At 61.8% G+C, this 14369-nt stretch carries 16 protein-coding genes; 6 read left to right on the forward strand and 10 right to left on the reverse strand.

Annotated features, from left to right (window positions below; genetic code table 11):
- The first annotated feature begins 23 nt into the window (after positions 1-23).
- The gene (locus CHR90_RS16405; RefSeq protein ID WP_212668713.1) at positions 24-944 is read left to right on the forward strand and encodes a LysR family transcriptional regulator; all 921 of its coding nucleotides are present in this window, start codon (positions 24-26) and stop codon (positions 942-944) included.
- Positions 945-957: 13 nt separating this feature from the next.
- On the opposite strand, the gene sppA is transcribed toward CHR90_RS16405, so the two are convergent.
- Genes sppA through fabI form a run of 6 tightly spaced genes read right to left on the reverse strand, consistent with a single transcriptional unit; the run spans position 958 to position 5881 of the window.
- Entirely contained in the window at positions 958-2697 is a 1740-nt protein-coding gene (sppA, locus tag CHR90_RS16410) for a signal peptide peptidase SppA (protein WP_094410180.1), read from the reverse strand.
- Positions 2698-2707: 10 nt separating this feature from the next.
- Entirely contained in the window at positions 2708-3304 is a 597-nt protein-coding gene (locus CHR90_RS16415) for a peroxidase-related enzyme (protein WP_094410181.1), read from the reverse strand.
- Positions 3305-3335: 31 nt separating this feature from the next.
- Complete coding sequence (locus tag CHR90_RS16420) at positions 3336-3617, reverse strand: helix-turn-helix domain-containing protein (RefSeq protein WP_094410182.1); 282 nt, start codon at positions 3615-3617, stop codon at positions 3336-3338.
- Positions 3614-3955 (reverse strand): type II toxin-antitoxin system RelE/ParE family toxin, encoded by a 342-nt coding sequence (locus CHR90_RS16425; protein WP_229671566.1) that lies wholly within the window; start codon positions 3953-3955, stop codon positions 3614-3616. The genes CHR90_RS16420 and CHR90_RS16425 overlap by 4 nt, the downstream gene beginning before the upstream one ends.
- 31 nt (positions 3956-3986) lie before the next feature.
- Complete coding sequence (aroC, locus tag CHR90_RS16430; RefSeq protein ID WP_094410183.1) at positions 3987-5057, reverse strand: chorismate synthase; 1071 nt, start codon at positions 5055-5057, stop codon at positions 3987-3989.
- Between the two features lie 5 nt (positions 5058-5062).
- Positions 5063-5881 carry an enoyl-ACP reductase FabI gene (fabI, locus tag CHR90_RS16435; protein ID WP_094410184.1) on the reverse strand — a complete coding sequence of 273 codons (819 nt, stop codon included), beginning with the start codon at positions 5879-5881 and terminating at the stop codon, positions 5063-5065.
- 304 nt (positions 5882-6185) lie between these two features.
- Between fabI and CHR90_RS16440 the strand changes: the two genes are divergently transcribed.
- Complete coding sequence (locus tag CHR90_RS16440; protein WP_094410185.1) at positions 6186-6422, forward strand: hypothetical protein; 237 nt, start codon at positions 6186-6188, stop codon at positions 6420-6422.
- Between the two features lie 49 nt (positions 6423-6471).
- Here the strand turns inward: CHR90_RS16440 and CHR90_RS16445 are convergent, their stop codons facing one another.
- The 4 genes from CHR90_RS16445 to CHR90_RS16460 all read right to left on the reverse strand — a co-directional run bounded on the left by CHR90_RS16445 (position 6472) and on the right by CHR90_RS16460 (position 10567).
- Positions 6472-7059 (reverse strand): hypothetical protein, encoded by a 588-nt coding sequence (locus tag CHR90_RS16445; protein ID WP_094410186.1) that lies wholly within the window; start codon positions 7057-7059, stop codon positions 6472-6474.
- A gap of 182 nt (positions 7060-7241) precedes the next feature.
- Positions 7242-9065 (reverse strand): extracellular solute-binding protein, encoded by a 1824-nt coding sequence (locus tag CHR90_RS16450; protein ID WP_094410187.1) that lies wholly within the window; start codon positions 9063-9065, stop codon positions 7242-7244.
- Positions 9066-9104: 39 nt separating this feature from the next.
- Positions 9105-9794 (reverse strand): TetR/AcrR family transcriptional regulator, encoded by a 690-nt coding sequence (locus CHR90_RS16455; RefSeq protein WP_094410188.1) that lies wholly within the window; start codon positions 9792-9794, stop codon positions 9105-9107.
- Between the two features lie 224 nt (positions 9795-10018).
- Positions 10019-10567: a c-type cytochrome gene (locus CHR90_RS16460; RefSeq protein WP_094410189.1), complete on the reverse strand. Its 549-nt coding sequence runs from the start codon at positions 10565-10567 to the stop codon at positions 10019-10021.
- Positions 10568-10786: 219 nt separating this feature from the next.
- On the opposite strand from CHR90_RS16460, the gene CHR90_RS16465 reads away from it, so the two are divergent.
- The 4 genes from CHR90_RS16465 (at position 10787) to CHR90_RS16480 (ending at position 14321) form a co-directional block, all read left to right on the forward strand.
- A complete protein-coding gene (locus CHR90_RS16465) occupies positions 10787-11536 on the forward strand; it encodes a 3-deoxy-manno-octulosonate cytidylyltransferase (RefSeq protein WP_094410190.1) in 750 nt (249 codons plus the stop codon).
- 27 nt (positions 11537-11563) lie between these two features.
- On the forward strand, positions 11564-12430 hold the full coding sequence (locus CHR90_RS16470; RefSeq protein ID WP_094410191.1) for a prephenate dehydratase: 867 nt from the start codon (positions 11564-11566) through the stop codon (positions 12428-12430).
- A gap of 81 nt (positions 12431-12511) precedes the next feature.
- Positions 12512-13378, forward strand: coding sequence for a prephenate dehydratase (locus tag CHR90_RS16475; protein ID WP_094410192.1), 867 nt, complete (start codon positions 12512-12514; stop codon positions 13376-13378).
- Position 13379: 1 nt separating this feature from the next.
- Positions 13380-14321, forward strand: coding sequence for a glutaminase (locus CHR90_RS16480; protein ID WP_094410193.1), 942 nt, complete (start codon positions 13380-13382; stop codon positions 14319-14321).
- Positions 14322-14369: the final 48 nt, after the last annotated feature.

The following is a 14369-nucleotide window of genomic DNA, read 5'->3' on the forward strand; positions in this document are numbered from 1 at the left end:
TGGCTTCTTGGAATGATATTGATGTGGATCAAGCATTAATGAATTTGAACGATGCCCGCCTGCTTATCGAAATCGCCCGTCGGGGGTCCTTTGCCGAGGTTGCGCGTGATCGCGGGGTCGATCCTTCCTGGGTATCGCGGATGGTGGCGGGAATAGAACAGGCGCTCGGCTTTCGGCTGTTTCAGCGGACGACGCGGCGTGTCGCGCTGACCGAGGCCGGGGAAATTTATCTGCGGCGCATCCAACTGATTGCCGAGGAGCTTGATCAGGCGCGGGATGATGCTTTGGCCGTTACCCGTGGTCCGGTCGGCATCCTGCGCATGACGGCAACGGTTGCCTTCGGTCAAACGGTGCTGGTGCCGTTAATCCCGCAATTTCGAAACGTTTATCCGGGCGTAGCGCTCGATCTGCTGCTGACGGATGCGACGGTCAATTTGGTCAGCGACCGGATCGACCTTGCCATCCGGCACGGCCCGAGCGTTACGGGCGATATGGTTGTCACCAAGCTGCGGACGACCCGATATCGGGTTTGCGCGAGTCCAACCTATCTGGCCCAGGCAGGTGCCCCAACCCATCCGCAGGAATTAGCGCACCGCCCGTGTTTAAGGTTCGCGTTACCAGGGTTCCGAAGCCGCTGGCTGTTTCGGGAAGCGACCGCCGGGCCGGTGATAGAGGTCGAGGTTGGGGGAGACATCACTGTTTCTGGGGGGCTTGCCCTGCATAGCCTGGCCCTAGCCGGGGAGGGGCCAGCTTTGCTGGCCGATTGGCTGATTGAGGCCGATATTGCCGCTGGACGCTTGATTGATCTCTTTCCCGGTTGGCAGGTCACGGCCACGAGTTTCGAGACGGCGGTTTGGCTGCTCTATCCCAGCCGGTCATTTCTACCCCGCAAGGTGCGGGCGATGATCGACTTCCTGAAAGCCTCGGTCGAGGGGGGCGCGTAGCCCCCCATCCGCCTTACGGCGTTACATCGACCGGCAGATAAAGGCTTTCGCCCTTGATCAGCGGCTCCAGCTTGGCGCGCACGCCGTCGATCTGGATGGCGGTGCTTTCGATCTTCGACAGCAGCTTGCGGACTTTGGTGAACCCGTCTTCCGGGGCGGGATAGTCGATTAGGCGCAACTGGGTATCGGGCGGCTGGCGCAGCAGTTGGCGCATTTCGTCGGTTGCTTCCACCATACCGCCGAGCCGGTCCACCAGTCCGGCGTCCTTGGCCGAGGCACCGCTCCAGATCCGGCCTCGGGCGATAGCATCCATCTTATCCATCGGGATTTTGCGGCCCGCCGCCACGCGCTGGGTGAAATCGGCATAGATACGGTCGAGATTTTCCTGGAACCGCGCCCATTCTGCCGGGGTAAAGTCGCGGTTCGGGCTGATTTGCCCGGCGGAAGCACCGCTCGCCACCCGATCCCAGCGGATACCCAGCTTCTCCCACAGGCCCGACAGCACGAATTTACCGCTATAGACGCCGATGGAACCGGTCAGCGTGCCCGGTTGTGCCACGATCTTATCGGCGGGCGCCGCGACGAAATAGCCGCCGGACGCGGCATAGGTGCCCATGACGGCCACCACCGGTTTCCCAGCATCCTGGGCGGCGCGGACGGCCTGCCAGATCGTGTCCGAGGCGACATAGGAGCCACCGGGCGAATCGATGCGGAAGATAATGCCCTTCACCGTCGGGTCGTTCACGGCGGCGGTGAAGGCGGCAGCCACGCGCCCGGCAGCGAAACTGCCTTCGTCGCTGGCCAGCGGATTATCGCTATCGCCGCCGCCGCGCACCACTGGCCCGGCGGCTTCGATCACTGCCACATGCAGGGCGGCATTCGGCAGCGTATCGGGGACGCGGTAATCTGCGAGGGCGACCGTTGCCGGGGTGCGGCTTGCGTCTTTCAAGGCGCGCAGGGCGTCGCTGCGGTAGCCCATCTGATCGATCAGCCCCTGGGTCACGGCGTCTTGCGCGGCAATCGGTGCGGTATCGATGGCGGCGGTTACATCGTCGGGGGCCAAGTTGCGGCCTTTGGCGATCATCTCCACAGCCTGCTTCAGCATATCGTCGGTCAGCTTTTGCAGCGAACCGCGCAGGGCTGGGGACAGGCCTGCTTCGGTAAACATGTCGATCCCGCCCTTGAACTCGTGGCGTTGATCGACGCGCGGGGCAATGCCGACGCTTTTCAGCGCTTCGGCCAGATAGGGCCGTTCCAGCGCTAGCCCATCGATACCGAGGGCGCCGGCGGGTTGCAGCCACACCCGGTCGAACTGGGCGGCCAGTGCGTAGGTGAAGGTGGCGCCACCCGTTTCGCCCAGCGTATCGGCGAAAGCATAGGTTGGCTTGCGCTTCGCCTTGAAGCGCTGCACGGCTTGCGCCAATTCCTGCGCGGCGGCGGGCGACAGGCGGGCGTTCGACAGATCGACGAACAGCCCCTGCACGCGGCCATCTTTCGCGGCGCCGTCGATCCGGCCCACCATCTCGCGCAGGGTCAGGCCTTCGCCGGTCAGCTTGCGGAAGGGATTGTCGCTGCGGGCGGCGGGCGGTTCGCCGCTAATGCTGAGGGTCAGCAGCAGATGCGACGGGAGGTCGGGGGCCTTCGCTTCCTGAAATTCGCTGAACCCACGCCAGACGAGATAGCCGAGGCCGCCGCCGATCAGCAGGAACAGAACGCCCAGAATAGACAAACACCCCACCAGAAACCGGCGCATGGCGGCTCTCCTATCGTGCTTGGCGATGATAGTCGGGATTGGGCATCATATCGACGCCGTGGGCAACGCGGTTGGTCATATTGAAAAAGCCCGCAACCTCGCAGATATCGAAAATATCCTCATCGCTGAACCCCTGCGCGCTGAGGGACGCGCGGTCATTCGCGGTAATCATATGCGGGGTTTCGGTCAATTTTACGGCGAAATCGAGCATGGCGCGCTGCCGGGCGGGCAATTCGGCCACCCGATAGTTCATCACCAGCATTTCCCCCAACTCGGGATCGCCGGACATCTGGCGCACCGCTGCACCGTGGGCGACGAGGCAGTAATAGCAGCGGTTCACCGCCGAGACGGCAACGGCGATCATCTCCCGCTCCAGCTTGCTGAGTCCGGAGGCACCGAGCATCAACTCGTTATAGCTGGCGATAAAGGTGCGCAGTTTTTCAGGGCGCAGCAGCCAAGCACGCAGCACGTTCGGCACCATGCCGAGCTTGTCACGACACTTTTGAAAATAGGGTTTCAAATCATCGGGGAGGCTGGCCTCGTCCGGGGTGTGTAGGTCCATCACCTTCTGCGGTGAATATTGGCCGGGGCGCGCGTCGCTGCTCATGGTTTGCCGCTCGTTTGTTATCCGCGCCGCGTCAGGCGGCGTCCTCCAGATGAAGCCGTAGCTTGAAGCCTGCCGCGGCGGCAATGTTTACGAGCGCATCGAGCGAAAATTTATCAATCTTTCCCCGCAGAAGATCATTGAGCCGTGGGCGGGTGAGGCCAAGTTTCTGGGCGGCCTGTTCCTGCGGCAGCGCCCATTCGGCCACCCGGCCCCGGATATGCAGCATGAGATCGGCCCGCGCGGTTAAATTCGCCGCCTCGGCAGGCGTATCGGCGAGCGCATCGAAGACGGAGGGGAATAGGGGGTCGTTCATCGGGCGGCTCTCCAGGTTTTCAAACGCTGTCGGGCGAGGTCGATATCCTTGTCTGCCGTCTTTTGGCTCTTCTTTTGGAAGGCATGCAGAACTAAAACTCGATCCGGCAGTGTGGCGACATAGAGAATACGGAACGCCCCCGTCGCATCACGTAATCGGATTTCCCGAACACTGTCGCCGACCGACGCCATCGGTTTCCAGTCGCTCGGGTCGGCGCCAATTTGGACCGCCCGGAGTTCAAACCCAGCCCGCTGGCGGATTTTATCGGGAAAGCCCCTTAGGGCGTCGAGACTATCGCCAAGAAATTGGATTGGCTTGCTAATAACGGACTGTATCAAAACGGATACTCCTGTGCAAGCCGATCCCCGCTTACCCGCACTGCGCCCGGTGCTGCATCATCTGATCGGCCAGCACCAGGGCCAGCATGGCTTCGGCGACCGGCACGCCGCGAATACCGACGCACGGATCGTGGCGGCCTTTGGTGAAAATCTCTGTTTCCTCGCCCGCCGCGGTAATCGTCTGGCGCGGAATAAGGATCGAGCTGGTCGGCTTCACCGCCAGCCGCACGACGATATCCTGCCCCGTCGAAATCCCGCCGAGAATGCCGCCCGCATGGTTCGATAGAAACTGCGGCTGCCCGTCCACCAGGCGGATTTCGTCGGCATTTTCCTCACCGCGCAGGGCGGCGGCCGCGAAGCCGTCGCCGATCTCGACGCCCTTCACCGCGTTGATCGTCATCATCGCCTTGGCGATTTCGCTGTCGAGCTTCTCATAGAGCGGCGTGCCCCAGCCTGCCGGAACGCCGGAGGCGACGACTTCGATTACCGCCCCGCAGGAGGAGCCTGCCTTGCGGATACCGTCGAGATACTCAGTCCAGCGGGCAACCGCGCTGGCGTCCGGGCAGAAGAACGGGTTTTCGTCCACTTGGCCCCAGTCCCAGGCCGTGCGGTCGATCCCTTCTGTGCCGAGTTGTACGAGGGCACCCCGGATGGAAATTTCCGGCCCCAGCACTTTGCGGGCAATTGCCCCAGCCGCAACCCGCGCGGCAGTTTCCCGGGCCGAGGACCGCCCGCCGCCGCGATAATCGCGGATGCCGTATTTGGCGTCATAGGTAAAATCGGCATGGCCGGGCCGATAGGCGCTGACCAGATTGCCATAATCCTTCGAGCGTTGATCGACGTTCTCGATCATCAAGGAAATCGGCGTGCCGGTCGTTTGACCTTCAAAAGTGCCGGAGAGGATTTTTACCGCATCCGGCTCCTGCCGCTGCGTGGTAAAGCGGCTTTGGCCGGGGCGGCGCTTATCCAGCCAAGGCTGAATATCCGCCTCGGTTAGGGCCAAGCGCGGCGGCACCCCATCGACAACGCAGCCCAGGGCCGGGCCGTGGCTTTCGCCCCAGGTCGTGAAGCGAAAGAGGCTTCCGAAGGAATTCCCGGCCAAGACGCTTAGTCCTTCGCAACGTTGATGTCGGGCGCGTCCACGGCCTTCATGCCGACGACGTGATAGCCGCTATCGACGTGATGGGTTTCGCCCGTGACGCCGCTGGACAGGTTCGAGAGCAGGTAGAGACCCGCACCACCCACGTCTTCCAGCGTCGTATTGCGCTTCAGCGGCGAGTTATACTGGTTCCACTTCAGAATATAGCGGAAATCGCCGATGCCGGAGGCGGCGAGCGTCTTCATCGGCCCGGCAGACAGGGCATTGACGCGGATATTCTGCCCGCCGAGATCGACCGCGAGATAGCGGACGGAGGCTTCGAGTGCCGCCTTGGCCACGCCCATCACATTGTAATGGGGCATTACCCGCTCGGCACCGTAATAGGTGAGGGTCAGCAGGCTGCCGCCCTCGGTCATCAGCGGCGCGGCGCGCTTGGCGACGGCGGTGAAGGAATAGACCGAGATATTCATCGTCAGCAGGAAATTATCGAGGCTGGTATCGACATATTTCCCCTTCAGCTCTTCCTTATTGGAAAAGCCGATGGCGTGAACGACGAAGTCGAGCTTGCCCCAAACTTTGCCGAGATGATCGAAAACGGCATCCACCGACGCAAGGTCCGACACATCGCAGGGCAGCACTTCGCTCGAGCCGAGTTGGGCGGCCAGCGGGCGCACCCGCTTTTCCAAGGCCTCGCCCTGGAAGGTGAAGGCCAGTTCCGCACCTTGCGCCGCCAAAGCCTGCGCGATGCCCCAGGCAATCGACTTATCGTTGGCCAGGCCCATGATCAGGCCGCGCTTGCCTTGCATCAGCGGAGCAGGAGACACCATTCACTTTATCCTTTTATTAACCAAAGGCGGGCGCAAAAACGCCGCGCATCCTAGCGGAAGCCACGGCGGCCGGGGAAGAGGCTTGATGCAGCGGTGCCGTTTCTAAGCCTGGGACAGATCTGTTACAGGAAAACCATATTCTCGTCCCATTTCTGGGGCAGTCTTCAGCATCGGTTTCGAGCAACGGTCGGGATCGGTCAAAAGAGGGGGTAATCCGGGATGAGGTTAAAGCGGCAACTTCTGCCGTCTCTGAATGGATCACTTCTGGCGAGACCGTCCCACAGCGAAAAATGGGAGAAAGATCATGACTAAGACTTTCATCATCGCCGGTGCCGGTCTGCTGTTTCTGGCGGCGTGCGGGAATAATCCTGGGGATCGTGCCCTGTCCGGCGCCGGGATTGGCGCGGCGGCGGGGACTGTCGGCGGCTTGATGGTCGGCGCTCCCGTCACGGGTGCAGTCGTCGGCGGGGCCGCCGGGGCGGCGGTCGGGGGGCTGACGAAGAAGAAGGATCTTGATCTCGGTAAGCCGATTTGGCGTTAAAACAACGCGATCAGGACGAGAAGGGGGCGGTTTTCCACCCCCTTTTGCTTTATGGCGTCGGCAGGGTACCTTCGTCTTTCGGGGTTAATTCGCCCCTATAAGCGATGTGGGTAATGAAGGTTTTCACCGTTTCCGGCGCAAGCGCTGCCCCATTGGCGGCGCAGATAAACCCGAGGGCAGAATAGCTGCGCCAATAGGCCCGATAGGCGGCGCAATTATTCTTTTTGCCATCCTTACCCGTCACGGCTACCGGGATTGCGCGGAAATCCGCAGGCCCATGATCGACATCAAAATATTCGCCCAAAACAGGCTGGTTCTCGGAAAAGAAACGATTAGCAATATTTTGGATCGTATCGCGATTCCAGGTCGTCTGATTTGGTGCTTCGTGAACGACAACAACGGCATAATAACCTTGGGCGCTGGCGGTAATCGATGAATTGATAACCTCCATATGAATATTATTGTCACCACCAGCATTTGTCGAGGCGCGCCGAATGCTGCTCTTTCCCCAACCGGTCAATTTAATGTCGATCATCGACTGTTCGGCTGGGATTTCCCGAGCAGAGCCCCATTGTTGGGCAAAGGTTGGGGGCGCAAAGAGAGCGATGGTCAAGGCGAGAGCGGCTGAAACACGCATGGGAGTAGCCTTTAGAAAGGGCGTAGGGCAGGGTGGTTTCAGTAGAAACCGGCGTTGAGAGGCAAGAGTCTGGCTTTTAAGGCAAAACCCCAGCATCTTCCCAGTGGAGATACCATAAGCCTCCGTCCGCTTCCATCGGTTTAACGGAATTTTAATTTCCTACACCTGTAGGAAAGGAGCCGTTACTTGCCCTTCTTGGCTTGCGTTGCCGCAGCTTTTTCGGCATCCCACCACCAGCGATCAAAGCTCTCGCGCTGAAGCGTCTCCACTCCCGTGCGCCCGTAGAAATCCCAATGGGCATAACGCGTGGTACGCCCGTGGAACTGCGGGATAACGTAATGGCCCCAGCGCAGCAGCCGGTCGAGCGCGCGGGTGCGCGTCACCAGCGCCGCGCGGCTGGGGGCGTAGATCACCTGTTCGATCAGCGCGTCGATGGCCGGGTCTTTGATGCCCGCAAGATTGCGCCCGCCCGGAATATCGGCGGCGTGGGCACCGAAGAAATCACGCTGTTCGTTACCAGGGCTGATCGACTGCGGGAAGATGCCGATCATCATATCGAAATCATAGGCTTCGATCCGCTTCTGGTACTGCGCCACATCCAGCAGGCGCAGGGTGGCGGTAACGCCCAACTGTTCCAGATTTTTGATGAAGGGCAGCGTCGTGCGTTCGAAGGCTTGATTGTCGATCAGGATTTCGAAGGTCAGCGGTTTGCCCTCGGCATTGACCAGCTTATTATCCTTCACCGTCCAGCCCGCCTCCCGCAGCATCCGCAGGGCCGTGCGCAGGTTATCGCGGATATTGCCGCTGCCATCGGTCTGCGGTGGCAGATACTCTTGGGTGAAAACCTCGTCCGGTACTTTGCCGCGAAACGGCTCCAGCAACGCCAACTCGTCGCCCTGCGGCAGACCGCGTGCGCGTAGCTCGGAATTATCGAAATAGCTGGCCGTGCGGATCAGCTTACCGTCTGATAGGGTCTTATTCGTCCATTCGAAATCGAAGGCATAGGCCAAGGCGGCGCGCACGCGGCGGTCAGCAAAGATCGGGCGGCGGGTATTATAGACCCAGCCCTGCATGCCACGCGGGCTGCTATCGCCGATTTCGGTACGCTGGATTAGCCCTTGCCGCACCGGCGGCTTATCGTAAGCGGTCGCCCAGCGGCTAGAGGAGGTTTCCTGCCGCAAGGTCAGATCGCCCGCCATCAAGGCTTCGAGGGCGACCCCATCGTCGCGGTAATAATCGTAGCGCAGCGTATCGAAATTATGATGGCCCTTCTGCGGGCCGAGATCTTTCGCCCAATAGTTGGGGTCGCGCTGATAGGTGATCGAGCGGTTCGCATCCACCGCCTTCACCTTATAGGGGCCGGAGCCGAGCGGCGCATCGAGACTGGTCTGATCGAAGGGTCGATTGGCGTAGTAGCCGGCGGAAAAGACGGGGAATTCCCCGATAATCAGCGGTAACTCGCGGTTCGTACCGTCTTTGAAGCGGAAGGTAATCGTCCGCGCATCGGGGGTTTCCACCGCCGTCACATCGCCGAAATAGCTGCGATAATGGGGGGAGCCTTTTTCCTTCAGCATCTTATAGCTAAAGGCGACATCTTGCACCGTGACCGGGCTGCCGTCATGGAACTTGGCGTCGGCCCGCAGGGTGAAGGTGATTGAGGCGCGGTCGGCGGCAATCTCCATCGTTTCTGCCAGCAGCCCATAGCGGGTAAACGGTTCGTCGTCGGACGCGATGGTTAGCGTATCGAACAATAGGGCGAGCCCGGCGGCGGCGTTGCCTTTCAAGATGAAGGGATTAAGGCTGTCAAAGCCGCCTAACACCGCTTGGCGCACCTCGCCGCCCTTGGGGGCATTGGGGTTCACATAGTCGAAATGACTGAATCCCGGCTTATATTTCGGCTCCCCATAGAGCGCGATCCCATGCACCGGCTCGGCGGCGGCGAGGCCAGCAGACAGGCAAGCACAAAGGCTCGCGGCGAGGGCGATTGCCCGCGTCGTGCGCGTCATAAACTCTCCTTCATCGCCCGCCAAACCGGCGATAGCGGATCAGTGCGACAGTTGGGGATGGTCGGGGGCAAGCCCGCGCAGCAGCGTATCCAGCAGCGTATCGATCATCACCTCGGGCGTTGCCGCCGGATGATCGCCGGATTTGATCAGCAGCGTCGCAAGACCGTGGACGGACGCCCAGAGTGCCGCCGTAATGGCTGCCGGGTCGCCATCGCGCAGCAGCCCTGCCGCCTGGCAGCGGGCCACGCCCTTTTCCAGGCTGCCATAGGCCTGTTCGCACAGGCTATCGCAGCATTCTTCCTGCTTCTGCTGGCACATGTCGCGCTTGGCTTCGGGCGGCAGCGTCATGAAGACGACGCGGTAATGATCGGGGTAGGCAAGGCCGAAGCGGATATAGGCTTCCAGCCCCTTGCGCAGGGCGCAGAGCGGATCGGTAACCGGACACATCACCGATTTCAGGTTTTCCAGCAGAATGCCGAAAGTTTCCTGAACCAGGTGGAAGACCAGTTCTTCCTTATTCTTAAAGTACAGATAGAGGGTGGTCGGCGTGACGTTCAGCTTCGCCGCGATATTGCGCATCGACGTGCGGTCATAGCCTTCCGTCAGCATCAGCTCGCGCGCGGCGGCTAGAATCTCGCTGCGGCGATCTTGGCCCCGGTCGGCAGGCGAATTCGCCGGGCGAACCGCCCCCGGGGTCGCGGTTACAATGGAAATCGGAACAGCCGTCATGCCACACCCTCCTTGACCCGGCCGCGCTCCTGTCGCTCCTCGACGCGCCGTAGCCCAATTGTTGGCAGGATTATACTGGTAACCTGCTCTAATTGGTATGGGGTCTTCACGAGAACGTCACAAGAGCGAACTGCGTTTTTCCGCCGACATTACACCGATTTCATAGAAAAAGGCCGCAAGGTCCGGCGGACCTGCGGCCTTCTGTCCCGATTGGGCGCAGCCGGTTACGGCAGCGGCTTCGGCGCGTCACTCAGCGAACGCAGGTAGGCGATCACTTGGGCGCGTTCTTCGGCCTTCTTAATCCCGGCGAAGGACATTTTGGTGCCCGGAGCATAGGTCTTCGGATTGGCGAGGAACTTATTCAGCTCTTCGTAGCTCCATTCCGCATCGGCCATCTTCTTCAGCACGTCGGAATAAGCGAAGCTGGCGACATGGGCATGCTTGCCCCCCACGACATCCCACAGGTTCGGGCCAACCTTATTGGCCCCGCCCTTATCGAAGCTATGGCACGCGGCGCACTTCTTGGCGGCGGCTTCGCCGGCCTTCACATCGGCGGCGGCCAGCAGCGGACCGATCGGTTCGATCGGCGCGTCGCCCGCCGGGGCAGCGCCGCCCGAGGCGGCGGCGGGGGCGCCAACGCCCTCCACCACATAGACGTTCTTTTCCAGCGGATGCGGCTTAATCAGCATGCCGCCCAGAATGCTGGCGACCATAGCCGTGATCCCGGCGACCAAAACGGCGGCGGCGATTTTGTTCAGTTCGAAACTCGACATCGTATTCTTCGACCCGTCTGCTCAGCGATTTGCCGGAAAATAGCTTCAAAGATTGGTCCTGTCCAATGTCTCATTCCCCAGGACGGTCTTTCGCGGTGCGGTAGGCCGGGCAACGGGGGTGCCGAAAACGCAGACCTGCGCCCTCTTGCGAAGGCTAAGCTCTTGCTTCACAACAGCGAGCGCGCCTTTTTTGGTCCGGGCGCCCTGAAGGGTTTTACCATGTCGCTCAATCCGCTGATCGTCATTCCGTCCCGCATGAAGGCCGTCCGCCTGCCCGATAAACCCTTGGCCGATATCCAGGGCGAACCGATGATCGTGCACGTTTGGCGGCGCGCGGTCGCGGCGGCGGTGGGGCCGGTGGTAGTGGCCTGCGGTGATCAGGCGATCTACGATGTCATCGTCGCGCGGGGCGGTAGCGCGGTTTTGACCGATCCCGATCTGCCGTCCGGCTCCGACCGGGTGCATGTGGCGGCGCAAACGGTCGATCCCGATGGGGATTTCGACGTGATCGTCAATCTGCAAGGCGATTTACCGACGCTGGATCCCTCCGTGCTGCGCAATGTACTGGAGCCGCTGGAAGCCGATCCCGCCGTCGATATCGCAACCCTGGCGACGGAAATTCACGACGCTGCGGAGTTTCACGCCCCCAGCATCGTTAAGATAGCCCTCGCCCGCGCCTCGGACCGGGCGAGCATCGGGCGGGGGCTCTATTTCTCTCGCGCGCCGATCCCGACCGGCGACGGGCCGCATTATCATCACATCGGTATTTATGCCTACCGCCGCGACGCCCTGGCGCGCTTTGTCGCGGCTCCCGTCGCGGCGTTAGAGGCCCAGGAAAAGCTTGAGCAGTTGCGCGCACTCGCCAACGGCATGCGCATCGACGTGAAGATCGTCCATACCAATCCGCTTGGCGTCGATACGCCCGCCGATCTTGAGCAGGCCCGCGCCCTGATCAACCGCGCGAACTGAGTCGCCGTCCTTTCTATAGAGCATGCCATGACCGATCTCGTCCGCCTCGTCGCGTTCCAGGGCGTCCCCGGGGCCTATTCCGACCTCGCCTGCCGCGCCTTTTTTCCCGGCGTGGCGACCTTGCCCTGTGCGACCTTCGAAGATGCGCTGGCAGCGGTCAGGGATGGCGAGGCCGACCGGGCGATGATCCCCATCGAAAACTCGCTGGCGGGCCGGGTGGCCGATGTGCATCACCTAATGCCGAAATCGGGCCTGCACATCGTCGGCGAACATTTCCAGCGGGTGAACCATCAGTTGCTGGCCCCCAAGGGCGCCCGCCTCGGCACGATCAAGCGCGTGCGCAGTCATGTTCAGGCGCTCGGTCAGTGCCGGGGCTTCCTGCGCGCCAATGGGCTGGAGGCGGTGGTCGATATCGATACGGCGGGGTCGGCAAAATTCGTGGCGCAACAGGGCGACATAACCGAAGCGGCCATCGCCTCCGCCCTCTGCGCCGATCTCTATGGGCTGGCGATTGTCCAACCCGATATTGAAGACGCCAAGCATAACACCACCCGCATGCTCATCCTCTCGCGCGTCGCCGATGTGCCGGACGCAGCCGAGGGGCCGTGCATCACCACCTTCGTCTTCCGGGTCCGCTCGGTCCCAGCGGCACTCTATAAAGCGCTCGGTGGGTTTGCGACGAACGGCATCAATCTGACCAAGCTTGAAAGCTATATGGTCGGCGGTAATTTCGTGGCGGCGCAATTCTATGCCGATGCGGAAGGGCATGTGGACGAACGCTCCATGCGCCTCGCTTTGGAAGAACTGCGCTTCTTCAGCCGCGAAGTGAAGGTGTTAGGCGTCTATCCCGCCAATCCCTTCCGGCAAACCGGTATGGCCGATCTCGGGGAATAGCGGGCAGGCTCTTTACTTTCCGGCCGAACTTAGGCATTGCCGCAGACGGGGGGAGGCCCATCTGGGTCCGCAGGAGAGAGAATGACCGATCCGATCCGTCTGGTAGCCTTTCAAGGCCAAGCCGGTGCCTATTCCGACCTCGCGTGCCGGGCGTTCTTTCCCGGCGTGGCGACGCGCCCCTATCCGACGTTTGAAGATGCGCTGGCGGCCGTGCGCGAGGGCGAGGCCGACCGGGCGATGATCCCGGTGGAAAACTCGCTGGCGGGCCGGGTCGCCGACGTGCATCACCTGCTGCCGAAATCCGCGCTGCATATCGTCGGCGAACATTTCCAGCGGGTGAACCATCAGTTGCTCGCCCCGAAAGGCGCCACCCTAGCCACGATCCGAACTGTCCATAGCCACGAGCAGGCGCTCGGCCAGTGTCGCGGCTTCCTGCGCGCTAAAGGGTTCGAGCCGATAGCGGAAGCCAATACGGCGGTGGCGGCGGCGAAAGTCGCGGCGGCGGGCGATATCACCCAGGCGGCCATTGCTTCGTCTCTGTCGGCAGATCTCTATGGGCTGGAGATCGTCCAACCCGATATCGAAGACGCCAAACATAACACCACCCGTATGCTGGTCTTCGCACGCACGCCGGAAATTCCTGACGCGGCGGACGGGCCGTGCATTACCACCTTGGTCTTCCGGGTCCGCTCGGTCCCGGCGGCACTCTATAAAGCGCTCGGCGGGTTCGCGACGAACGGCATCAATCTGACCAAGCTCGAAAGCTATATGGTCGGCGGCAATTTCGTTGCGGCGCAGTTCTACGCCGATGCCGAGGGGCATGTGGACGAGCGTGCCATGCGGCTTGCCCTCGAGGAATTGCGGTTTTTCAGCCGGGAAGTGAAGGTCTTGGGGGTCTATCCCGCCAATCCCTTCCGCCAGACCGGCATGGCCGACCTCGGGGAATAAGATGACCCCGCTCAGCACGCCCGACCTGCACGCGCTGGTCGAAGGCGTTTACGCCGATCTTGCCCCGTTTCGGGGCGAGGGGGCGGTGGCCGACTATATCCCGCAACTGGCGCGCGTCGATCCGCAGAGCTTCGGGCTGGCCGTTGCCACCACCGGCGGCGATGTGATTACGGCGGGTGACGCGCTGGCGCCCTTTTCGATCCAAAGCGTCTCGAAGGTCTTCACCCTGGCGTTGGCCCTCGGCAAATGGGGGGATGGCCTGTGGAAGCGGGTGGGGCGGGAGCCGTCGGGGACGGCCTTCAACTCCATCGTGCAGCTCGAACAGGAAAAGGGCATTCCGCGCAATCCCTTCATCAATGCTGGGGCGATTGTTGTCACCGACTCGCTGCTCGCCGGCCATCAGCCGCGCGAGGCCTTGGGGGAGATTCTGCGCTTCCTGCATTTTCTGGCGGATGACGAGAGTATCGTCGTCGATCAGGCGGTGGCGCGATCGGAGCAAGCGACCGGGTTTCGCAATCAGGCGCTCGCCAACTATATGCGCGCCTTCGGCAATCTGCATCACCCCGTCGATCTGACCCTCGGGGTCTATTTCCACCAGTGTGCGATTGCCATGAGCTGCGCGCAATTGGCCAAGGCCGGGCTGTTCCTCGCCAATGCCGGGCGGCTGATCACCGGCGGGTCGGTTGTCTCGCGCGAACGGGCACGGCGGATCAATGCGCTGATGCTGACCTGCGGTCATTACGATGCCTCGGGCGATTTCGCCTATCGCGTCGGTCTGCCGGGCAAGAGCGGCGTCGGCGGCGGTATTCTCGCTATCGTTCCGGGGCAGGCGGCGATTGCCGTTTGGTCGCCGGGTCTCAACGCCAATGGCAACTCGGCCCTGGGGACCCGCGCGCTCGAACTGCTGGCCCAGCGCACCGGCTGGTCGGTTTTTGGCGGCTAACGGCCTCCTAAGCATGTTTTGAGAAGAAAGTTGTTGCGGGGTTTTGGT

This window comes from Elstera cyanobacteriorum (assembly GCF_002251735.1).
GTDB lineage: Bacteria > Pseudomonadota > Alphaproteobacteria > Elsterales > Elsteraceae > Elstera > Elstera cyanobacteriorum.

What these genes read in the sequence shown, in the direction of transcription:
- sppA (WP_094410180.1), bottom strand. Translation starts at nt 2,697, where the DNA reads ATGCGCCGGTTTCTGGTGGGGTGTTTGTCTATTCTGGGCGTTCTGTTC.
- CHR90_RS16415 (WP_094410181.1), bottom strand. Translation starts at nt 3,304, where the DNA reads ATGAGCAGCGACGCGCGCCCCGGCCAATATTCACCGCAGAAGGTGATG.
- CHR90_RS16420 (WP_094410182.1), bottom strand. Translation starts at nt 3,617, where the DNA reads ATGAACGACCCCCTATTCCCCTCCGTCTTCGATGCGCTCGCCGATACG.
- fabI (WP_094410184.1), bottom strand. Translation starts at nt 5,881, where the DNA reads ATGGTGTCTCCTGCTCCGCTGATGCAAGGCAAGCGCGGCCTGATCATG.
- CHR90_RS16440 (WP_094410185.1), top strand. Translation starts at nt 6,186, where the DNA reads ATGACTAAGACTTTCATCATCGCCGGTGCCGGTCTGCTGTTTCTGGCG.
- CHR90_RS16445 (WP_094410186.1), bottom strand. Translation starts at nt 7,059, where the DNA reads ATGCGTGTTTCAGCCGCTCTCGCCTTGACCATCGCTCTCTTTGCGCCC.
- CHR90_RS16450 (WP_094410187.1), bottom strand. Translation starts at nt 9,065, where the DNA reads ATGACGCGCACGACGCGGGCAATCGCCCTCGCCGCGAGCCTTTGTGCT.
- CHR90_RS16455 (WP_094410188.1), bottom strand. Translation starts at nt 9,794, where the DNA reads ATGACGGCTGTTCCGATTTCCATTGTAACCGCGACCCCGGGGGCGGTT.
- CHR90_RS16460 (WP_094410189.1), bottom strand. Translation starts at nt 10,567, where the DNA reads ATGTCGAGTTTCGAACTGAACAAAATCGCCGCCGCCGTTTTGGTCGCC.
- CHR90_RS16465 (WP_094410190.1), top strand. Translation starts at nt 10,787, where the DNA reads ATGTCGCTCAATCCGCTGATCGTCATTCCGTCCCGCATGAAGGCCGTC.
- CHR90_RS16470 (WP_094410191.1), top strand. Translation starts at nt 11,564, where the DNA reads ATGACCGATCTCGTCCGCCTCGTCGCGTTCCAGGGCGTCCCCGGGGCC.
- CHR90_RS16475 (WP_094410192.1), top strand. Translation starts at nt 12,512, where the DNA reads ATGACCGATCCGATCCGTCTGGTAGCCTTTCAAGGCCAAGCCGGTGCC.
- CHR90_RS16480 (WP_094410193.1), top strand. Translation starts at nt 13,380, where the DNA reads ATGACCCCGCTCAGCACGCCCGACCTGCACGCGCTGGTCGAAGGCGTT.